This window comes from Microbacterium sp., from assembly GCF_052102115.1.
In the GTDB taxonomy this organism is placed as follows: Bacteria; Actinomycetota; Actinomycetes; order Actinomycetales; family Microbacteriaceae; genus Microbacterium.
Genome location: NZ_JBQDVP010000041.1, coordinates 18735 through 27989, shown reverse-complemented (window position 1 = coordinate 27989; position 9255 = coordinate 18735). Strand labels below are relative to the sequence as shown.

The 9255-nt window shown below is 67.1% G+C and carries 9 protein-coding genes; 4 read left to right on the top strand and 5 right to left on the bottom strand.

Features of this window, described 5'->3' with window-relative positions; translation table 11 throughout:
• Positions 1 to 1996: glycoside hydrolase family 10 protein (locus ACTICP_RS12265; RefSeq protein WP_441892745.1), on the bottom strand; the 1996-nt coding region annotated here is incomplete at its 3' end.
• Positions 1997 to 2133: 137 nt separating this feature from the next.
• Positions 2134 to 2766: a metal-dependent transcriptional regulator gene (locus tag ACTICP_RS12260; protein ID WP_441892742.1), complete on the bottom strand. Its 633-nt coding sequence runs from the start codon at positions 2764 to 2766 to the stop codon at positions 2134 to 2136.
• Between the two features lie 35 nt (positions 2767 to 2801).
• On the opposite strand from ACTICP_RS12260, the gene ACTICP_RS12255 reads away from it, so the two are divergent.
• The 4 genes from ACTICP_RS12255 (at position 2802) to ACTICP_RS12240 (ending at position 6606) form a co-directional block, all read left to right on the top strand.
• Positions 2802 to 3419, top strand: a complete 618-nt coding sequence (locus tag ACTICP_RS12255; RefSeq protein ID WP_441892740.1) for a TrmH family RNA methyltransferase — start codon at positions 2802 to 2804, stop codon at positions 3417 to 3419.
• A 66-nt stretch (positions 3420 to 3485) separates the two neighbouring features.
• Positions 3486 to 4724, top strand: coding sequence for a sensor histidine kinase (locus tag ACTICP_RS12250; RefSeq protein ID WP_441892738.1), 1239 nt, complete (start codon positions 3486 to 3488; stop codon positions 4722 to 4724).
• Positions 4721 to 5380 (top strand): response regulator, encoded by a 660-nt coding sequence (locus ACTICP_RS12245; protein ID WP_441892736.1) that lies wholly within the window; start codon positions 4721 to 4723, stop codon positions 5378 to 5380. The genes ACTICP_RS12250 and ACTICP_RS12245 overlap by 4 nt, the downstream gene beginning before the upstream one ends.
• Before the next feature lie 83 nt (positions 5381 to 5463).
• Positions 5464 to 6606, top strand: a complete 1143-nt coding sequence (locus ACTICP_RS12240; RefSeq protein WP_441892734.1) for a hypothetical protein — start codon at positions 5464 to 5466, stop codon at positions 6604 to 6606.
• Here the strand turns inward: ACTICP_RS12240 and ACTICP_RS12235 are convergent.
• The 3 genes from ACTICP_RS12235 to ACTICP_RS12225 form a co-directional block, all read right to left on the bottom strand.
• The gene (locus ACTICP_RS12235; protein WP_441892732.1) at positions 6581 to 7492 is read right to left on the bottom strand and encodes a hypothetical protein; all 912 of its coding nucleotides are present in this window, start codon (positions 7490 to 7492) and stop codon (positions 6581 to 6583) included. The genes ACTICP_RS12240 and ACTICP_RS12235 overlap by 26 nt on opposite strands.
• 30 nt (positions 7493 to 7522) lie before the next feature.
• On the bottom strand, positions 7523 to 7747 hold the full coding sequence (locus tag ACTICP_RS12230; RefSeq protein ID WP_441892747.1) for a hypothetical protein: 225 nt from the start codon (positions 7745 to 7747) through the stop codon (positions 7523 to 7525).
• Between the two features lie 113 nt (positions 7748 to 7860).
• A complete protein-coding gene (locus ACTICP_RS12225) occupies positions 7861 to 9183 on the bottom strand; it encodes an MATE family efflux transporter (RefSeq protein ID WP_441892730.1) in 1323 nt (440 codons plus the stop codon).
• Between the last annotated feature and the right edge of the window lie 72 nt (positions 9184 to 9255).

Here is a 9255-nt window from a genome sequence, read left to right as displayed (position 1 = left end):
TGGGGTCCGTCGGGTCGGTGGGGTCCGTCGGGTCGGTGGGGTCCGTCGGGTCGGTGGGGTCCGTCGGGTCGGTGGGGTCCGTCGGGTCGGTCGGCTCCGTGGGGTCCGTGGGGTCGGTCGGGTCGGTGGGGTCCGTCGGGTCGGTGGGATTCGTGGGGTCGGTCGGAGCCTCCGCGGCCACCGGGGCGCTCTCGACCGCTGCCGCGTCGAGGGCGGTGACGACCCAGGTCTCGGTCGCAGCGACAGCTGCCGCAGGCGCTGCCGGCAGGTCGAAGGTGAACTGATCGGCGCTGTCAGCCCAGACCGTATCGACAAGCGTGCCTTCGGCCGCGACGATCTCCTCGGAGGTTCCTGTGCCGCGGTAGACGGCGTACTGGCGGGCTCCGGTGGTATCGGCCGCCGTCCACTCCAGTCGGTCGTCTTCGAGGACGACATCGATCGGGCTGGCGACGTCGCCGTCGGACAGCCACGGCTTTGCCGGTACGAGCGTCGGGTGATCGAACGCCGAGGATTTCAGCAGATCGATCGCCGAGTTCTTCGCTTCGTTCTTCGGCTGCTCCTCTGCGGGCAGAGAGGCGACGTCGCTCGGCTGCATGTCGTTGTAGCTGAACAGCACGCTGCCGTCGATCCCATCGAGCTTCTGGTTGAAGCGCATTTGGTTGGGTACTTCCTCGGGATTCATCCACGCCGACTCCCAGCTGCCGTTGTTGACGTGCTTGTAGAGCGCATGGCCGACATAGATCTGGGTGCGGCTGTCGGCTGCGGTGTCGCTCCACCACTGGGCGAGCTCGCCGTAGGGCGCCGCCGGCTGATCGAAGCTCCAATAGATCTGTGGCGAGAGATAGTCCACCAGCTCGTCCTGGACCCAGCCGCGGGTGTCGGCGAAGATCTGGTCGCTGTAGCTCTGCGACGAAGTGGTCGGCGTGTGGGATCCGGCCGGATCGTTCTCACTGTGCTCCCAGATGCCGAAGGGGCTCACACCGAGCTGCACCGCAGTGCCGGCCTCGTCATTGTGGGCGCTGATCGTGTCGCGCACGTCAGTGACCAGAGTGGTGATGTTATCGCGACGCCACTGCTGGATGCCTTCTTCGGTGTCTTCGTAGCCAGCGGACAGCCCGAACTCTTCGAAGGTGTGGCGGTCTTCGTCCTCGTCGCCGAAGTAAATGTCTTCGCCGTCGACGGTGATCCGATAGGGGTAGAAGTAGTCGTCGAAGTGGATGGCATCCACGTCGTAGTTCTTGACGATCTCGGTGACGGTCGCGGCGACGTAGTCGCGCACTTCCGAGCGCCCCGGGTCGAGGATGAGCTTCTCGTCGAAGCTCAGCACCTGGTCGGGGTGGGCGGCAGCGTAATTGTCGTCGGCGAGAATGCCCGCGCCGTTGAGTGCGGCGATGTAGTCGGGGATGCTGAGCGCCGTGACCTCCTCTGCGGTCATCTCCAGCGCATCGAGGATGTCGGGCGCCGTCATCTTCACGTTCGTCACGCGGTACGGGTTGAGCCAGGCGTGGAACTCCATCCCGCGTGCGTGCGTCGCCTCGATCGCGCGAGCCATCGGGTCGTACCCGGGGTCGGCCCCCTGCGTTCCGGTGAGGAACTCGGACCACGGATTGAGGTCGGAGGGGTAGTAGGCATCGAGCAGAGGGCGCACCTGGAAGATGACGGAGTTCATGTTCCAAGCCTCGAAGTCATCGAGGACCGAGGTGAAACGTGCGTCGAAGTCGGCGGCATCGGCAGGCTTGCCGAAGTTCAGGTTGGCGATGGTCGCAACCCACGCGCTCGAGAACCGGCGGTTCTCAGCGGAGTCCTCGGTGGGGATCGACACCTGCGTGCCCGACCCGGGATAGGTCTCCACCGGTGTGTCGCTGTAGCCGTATTCGCCGGAGGCATTCTGGGTGTACGTGTGCAGCACCGCCTCGTCGTCGCTGGCGGCCGCAGCGGCAGTGGGGATTCCCAGCAACAGCAGAGCGGCGGTGGTTGCGGCGGCGGGTCTTCTCAACATCGAGTCCTCGATCAGTCGTCGTTAACTATTTTCAGTGCACAGGCACATCTAAAGAGTTTTACCAAAGGGCCCGAAGAAAGTACAGCGCACTTACAAAAAGCAGGGGTGTCGTCGGCGCAGCGCGCGTACGCTGTCTACGCCGTGATCCAGACGACGTCGGGCGCGCGATCAGGAAGGTCGACGGGCACACCGTCGATGAGCGAGCGGCCATCGGTGACCGTGATGAGTACACCCACATCCAGACCGGATTTCTCCAGCGCACGCAGCAGTTCCGGGTCGGTGTCGGCGACGCGCAGCACGCGCCCGATGTGACCCACGGCGGCATCGGCGAGCAGTACGAAGGGCGTGCGGACGACCGCGCCGGCAGCATCCGGAATCGCATCGCCGTGCGGGTCGAAGCGCGGGTGTCCGAGACGAGAATCGATGCCCTCGAGAAGCCGGTCGCTGATGGTGTGCTCGAGGACCTCGGCCTCATCGTGCACCTCGTCCCAGGAGTAGTCGAACTCCTGCACGAGCCACGTCTCGATCAGGCGGTGTCGGCGCACCATCTGCAGGGCACGCGCCTCGCCCTCCGTCGTCAGGCGCACGGCTCCGTAGGGCACGTGCGAGACGAGGCCAGCCGCGGCGAGCTTCTTGACCATCTCGGTCACCGATGACGGCGCGATGCCCAGCTTCGCGGCGAGCTGCGACGGGGTGATCGGCGAGTCCTGCCATTCGGTGTGCGCATAGACGGTCTTCAGATAGTCGTCTGCCGCTGGGGATGCCACGGCTCCAGCCTACGCTGGCCGACTACGCTGGCTGAGTGACCGAGACCCCCGAGCGCAGCACCCACGGCCTGGGCCCCTGGGAGGGGGAGTGGCCCGAGGGCGACCAGTACGACCCCGAACTGCTCGCGCACGGCGACACCCGCAACGTCATCGACCGCTACCGGTTCTGGCGCATGGAGGCGATCGTCGCCGACCTCGACAGGCACCGGCATCCGTTCCACGTCGCGATCGAGAACTGGCAGCACGACATGAACATCGGCTCGATCGTGCGCAGCGCGAATGCTTTCCTCGCCGACACCGTGCACATCATCGGACGCCGCCGGTGGAACAAGCGCGGCGCCATGGTCACCGATCGCTACCAGCACGTCGTCCACCACGAGGACGTCGCCTCGTTCGCCGCATGGGCGGACGGCGAGGGCATCCCGATCATCGCCGTCGACAACGTCGAGGGTGCCGTACCCGTCGACCGCGCCGATCTGCCCGAGCGCTGCGTGCTGCTGTTCGGACAGGAGGGCCCCGGCCTCACCGAGGAGGCGATCGCCGCGGCATCAGGCCACATCGAGATCACCCAGTACGGCTCGACACGCTCGATCAACGCGAGCGCCGCCGGAGCGGTGGTCATGTACGAATGGTGCCGCCGCTACGCGAGTTGACTCACCCGAGCGGGCGATCCGCCGCCGGAGCGGCTGTGACACCATGGGCCCGTGAAACGATGGGCCGTGACTCAGTGGGCCGTGCAGAAGTGGGGCGTGCCGGTGGGTGAGCGCAGAAGCATCCCGGCCGGCGGATGGCGGAGCGTGGGCCGACCCGATGTGATCCTCGCCGCGGCGCTCGCGGTCGTGCTTCTCCCGGCGACTCTCCTCGCGCTCGTGCAGGGGACGCAGCCGGTCGCCGCTCCGGTCCTCGCCGTCCTCGCGGCGCTGTTCGCCGTCTTGCACACGCTCTCGTTCACCGCCATCAGGTTCCCCGTCGCCTCCTTCGCCGTCGCGAGCCTGATCATGCTCGTCCTCGCCGTCCTGCCCGGTTCCGATGGCGTCCCGGCCGCACTGTATCCGTCGTCGGTCGCGTTCCTCCTCTGTCTCGCCCAGGTCGCGATCCACTGCAGTCGGCCGTTCGGACTCGCAGCGCTGACCGTCGGGGTGATCGGTTCTGCACTGATCACGCTGATGTCGATGAGGGCTCTCGAACTGCAGACGCTCTGGGGGCTTCTTGTCGGGCTCATCGCGCTCGTCTCGGTCGCGTGGGCGATCGGGACGCTGCAGCAGGTGCGCCGCCAGCGGGCCGACGAGCGTGAGCGGACACGCGTCGAGCAGGCGATCGCCGAGGAGCGGATGCGGATAAACCGCGACCTGCACGACGTCGTCGCTCACTCGATGACGGTGATGATCGCGCAGGCTGAGGTTGCGCGCGCGTACGTGCGGGATGACCCCGATGCGAGCACGAAGGCGATGTCGGTCGTCGTCGACACCGGGCGCGACGCGCTCCGGGGCATGCGCCGAATCGTCACCGCGGAATCGGATGCGCCGCGCGAGCCCGTACCCGACATCGATACGATCGCGGCCGACGCTGAGGGGGCGCGCAGTATCGAGACCGCCGTGACCTTCACCGAGGATGGCCGGCGCGGCCTTCTCGACGCGCCAGCGCGTATCGCTCTGCGCCACGCCGTGCGCGAAGCTCTCACCAATGCGATCCGCCATACGGCGGCGCCCCGGCGGATCGATGTGCGAATGGACTGGTCGGCCGAGCGGGTCGTGACCACGATCACAGATGATGGCGGTGCGGGGTCGGAGGAAGCGGTGACTGAAAGTCCGGGATCGGGCATCGGCCTGATCGGCATGGCCGAGCGGATACGCAGCGCAGGCGGCGCGACCAGCGCTGCGGCAGCCGATCCGGGCTGGATCGTGCGTGTCGAGTTGCCTCGGACGGACACGGACGCCGGAACGGAGAACGCGCCATGACCGTTCGCGTACTGCTCGCCGACGATCAGGCGCTGTTCCGCGAGGCGGTCGCGGCGATGCTCGCACGCGACGCCCGCCTCGAGATCGTCGCATCCGTCTCCAGCGGCGACGAGGCGATCTCGTTCGTCCGCGCGCACGCTGTCGACGTCATCCTGATGGACATTCGGATGCCGGGAACAGACGGCATCACCGCGACCAGGGAAGTCTTGCGGTTGCGTCCCGGCATCCGCGTTCTCGTTCTGACGACGTTCGATCTCGACGAGTACGTGTACGCCGCGGTGCGCGAGGGCGCGAGCGGGTTTCTGACGAAGGATGCGACGCCCGAGGCGCTCGCGGACGCCATCGTCGCTGTCGCCGCGGGTGAGGCGGTCATGTCATCGAGCGCGACGCGGGCGCTGCTCGGGTTCGTGCGGGACGGCGCACCGCAGGGAAGCGGCGGGGGTGACAAGCTTGACGCTCTCAGCCCCCGAGAGCAGGAGATCGCACGGCTGCTCGCGACCGGAGCATCCAATGATGACATCGCCCACCGGCTGTTCCTCTCGGAGAACACCGTCAAGACGCACGTGAAGGCGGTGCTGGCGAAACTCGGCCTGCCCGATCGCATTCATGTCGTGATCTGGGCATACGAGCACGGCATTCTGCGCCCGCGCGGGTGACAGCCGCGTCTCACCCGCGCGGGTGAGCAAAGCCACCGCACCGGGCGATGACGGCGACGTCAGCGGATTCATAGCGTGAAGGCATGAAATCGCGAATCCACTCCATCCTGTCGTTCGTTATCGTCATATGCTCCGCAGCGCTGGCCGCTCTCGGGGCCATTCGCCTCATCGCACCCGGATCGCTCGGGTGGATGGAAACCGTCGCATCCGGGCTTGCCGGGCGGGTGCTTCCCGACGCCGTCGACGCAGCGCTCGGGCTCGCTGCCGGGCTCGCAGGCGTCGTCATCGGTCTGCTTGGATACGCGGCATCGCGCGTCGGTCGTCCAGCCGCACTTCTGCGGGCTGCGACCATCGTCGTGGCGATTCTGCTGTTGCTGCTGACGCCGGGCAAACTCATCCCGTTCGCCGGATACTCATTCGCCGTGGTCGTGATGGTCGGTGTCATCGCGATGACCGTGCTGCTCATGCGACGGCATATCTGGTGGGGTGTGGTCGCAGTCATCGCGATCGCCGCCATCGCGACCTGGGTGATCGTCCGTCTGGACGCTGCACAGGTCGCGAGCCGGTTCGGTCCCGCCTTCATCGAACAGCTTCCCGGGGTGCTGTACGCCGGCGCGTACCTGGCTGTGGCTGCCGCCCTCATTGTGCGGATGGCGGTCAGCGGAACCGCTCAGCGCGGCGCTCTTGCCCCGTGGGTGCTGCGCCATCGCACCGCGGTCACCGTCGTCGCCGCATTCTGCGCCGTGCCGTACTCGATCGCTCGCGCATCGTGGCTGACGCCGTGGCCGCTGCTGGCGCCGAGCGACCTCGATTTCGCCGACGACCCGGGCACGCTGTTCACCGGGCTCAGCCTGGGAGCAGCGATGCTGTGCGGTGGTGCGCTGACCCTCGGACTCATCCTGCCGTGGGGTCGGCGGTTCCCGCGATGGATGGCGGGCGTGGGTGGACGCCCCGTTCCGATCGCGCTCGCCGTGGTGCCGGCATCCGTCGTCGCGGCGCTGTTCACCGCCGGTGGGATCGACCTCGTGCTCTCGGTGCAGGACGGTGCGATGGGTGACGGAAGCACCGAACAGGTTCTCGAGCTCATGCTCATGTTCCCGTTCTGGCTGTGGGGTCCGCTGCTCGCACTGGCGACGTGGGGCTACGCCATGGCTCGTCGTGCGGATGCCGCACCAGTCGTCCCGCAGGAGTCGCAGCCGCTCAGCCGAATCGACACTCGACGCTGAGTTGCTCGCCGGTGCCGACGCGCACATCGTGCAGACGAGGGTTCGTGCCGTCGGCGGTGAGCGACTCGTTGAGATCGATCCGGCTGCCGATGAGTGCGCGCACACGCTTTCGGGCGAAGAGCAGCGCGGTCTTCACCAGAAGGTTGCGGCTGCCGAGTGTCAGGTCGCGGACCTCGATTACGGCATCCCTCGTCACTTTGATCCGTGCCTCGGCTCGCGCCGACGCCATGATCAGTTTCCATCGCATGCCGGCGTATGCGGTGACGCGGATGCCGTCTGCGCCGTCCTGCACGATCTCGATGCGCAACCGGCCGAGGTGGACACCACCCTCTTTCAGCATCGGTCGTGCGACGGATTTGATCAGCGGAACCAGGTCTCTCGTGGCGATCGCGGCGAAGAAGGTGCCGCGCACATCGCCGAGGTCATCGTCGGGGACGAGTGCGTGAGCGCTCTCGGGGACACCCGGTTCGGCCGGCTCGGCGGCGGTCAGCCACACGATCGGCACGTCGAACATCTGCATATCGATGGTGAGCGGGGTGCGCTCGATCCGCATCGGGCGGGCAGAGATGCGGAAGTTGCGCACGATGCCGGAATCGCGCGAGATGACTTCCGGTTCGAGGGTGTCGTCGGCGGTGGGGTTCGCTGCGGTGTCGTCGGAGGTGGCGGCGTTGGTGGGATTCGGGGCAGCGTTCCACCCGAGCGTGAGCTTGGTGCCGGTGGCATTCAGGGTGAGGTGATCGAGGTCGTTGCCGGAGAGGGAGGCTGTGACCTTGACGCCTTCGAGCCCCTTCAGGTCGATCTCATCGGAATCCTGCGCGGCGCGAAGGAGCGTGGATCGCACCCAACGCTCGACGGTGGCGCTGTCGCCGGGCCAGGCTGTGGTCATACGAACATCTTGACGCACGGAAGGCAGATGTCAGTCGCGTTGAATCCCGAACGTATGCCGCATCAAGGCGTTGACGTCGGCGTCGAGGCGGTCAATCCGCTGATGAATCCCTCGGAACTCGGATGACATCTCGCTGCGCAACGATCCCATCTCTGTACGAATCACCCGAACGAACATCGTGGACATCAGTGTGATCATGCCGAACAGGCCTGCGGCGAAGACGCCGATCAGCGTCCATACCTGCGGTTCGGTCATCGTCAGCACCCCTCCATTGTCGTCGTGTGTGCTCCAGAATGCCAGAGGCATCCACGCGTTCCCGCGTTCGGTGGATAACTCCGATTCGGACGCGCCTGTGCAGCATGAGTCGCCTATACCGAGGCGCTCAGCCACCCGCCGGTCTTCACTCGCCAGCCGAGCGTCGCGAAGCGGGCGAGCATGTACACCCCGAAGAACGCGATGGCGAGCCAGGTCACTCCTGCGGTGCCGTCGACTCCGACGAGCGTGATGATCCACAGCGCGGGCAGGAACGGTACGAGGTTGAGGGCGCCGGCGATCGCCAGGTATCGCACGTCTCCCGACCCCATCAGCACCCCGTCGAGCACGAACACGACACCGGCGACCGGCTGCGCCACGGCGAGCACGATGAGGGCCGGCTGGATCAGAGCCGCGACGGCGGCGTCGCCGGTGAAGGCGAGTCCGATCACACCGGACAGCGCCGCGATCAGTCCGCCGACGATCACGCCGAACCACGCGCCCCACGCGACCGTGCGAGCGAGTACCCGTCGCACGCCGGGGACGTCACCGGCACCGAGTCCCTTGCCGATCAGCGCCTGTGCGGCAATCGCGAGCGCATCGAGCGCGAACGCCGCCGCGGAGAAGATCGTGAAGATCACCTGCCAGCCGGCAAGCTCCGTGGTGCCGATGCCCGTCGCGATGCCCACCGTGACCAGGAGGGCGACGCGCATACTCACCGTGCGCAGGAACAGCCAGCCGCCCGAACGAGCCGATCCCCGAACGCCGTCGCGCTGAGGACGGAGCGAAGCCGAATGCCGGCGGGCCAATCGGCCGATCACGAGCGCGTAGGCGGCGACCATGCCCCACTGCGCCACGACGGTGCCGGCGGCGGAGCCGGCGATCCCCCAGCCGAATCCGTAGATGAATACCCAGTTCAGCAGCGCGTTCGCGCCGAACCCCGCCCCGGCGATCCACAGCGGGGTCATGGTGTCCTGCATGCCGCGCAGCAGCCCGGTGGCCGCGAACACGATGAGCATCGCGGGCAGGCCCCACATCGAGATGGACAGGTAGATGTCGGCCTGCTCGGCGACCTCGACGGATGCACCGAACAGCGAGACCAGCCAGGGTGATGCGAGCGCCCCGGCGATGGCGAGCACTGCTCCGAGCCCCAGCGCCAGCCACATGCCGTCGATGCCGACGCTCACAGCATCCTGCTTGTCGCCCGCGCCGAACCGCCGGGCGACGGCCGGCGTCGTCGAATACGCGAGGAAGATCATGAGACCGACGATCGTCTGCAGCACGGCGCTGGCGATGCCGAGACCGGCGAGCGGTGTGACGCCGAGGTGGCCGACGAGCGCGGCATCCACCATCAGGAACGCCGGCTCGGCGACGAGCGCACCGAGCGCAGGGACCGCGAGACGCAGAATCTCTCGATTGAGGGTCAGGTGCGCGGTCACCGTTCGAGCCTATGCCGGGTCGAAGGAGGAACTTGCCGGTTATGGCGCGGAATAGTCGACAGAAACCTCCTT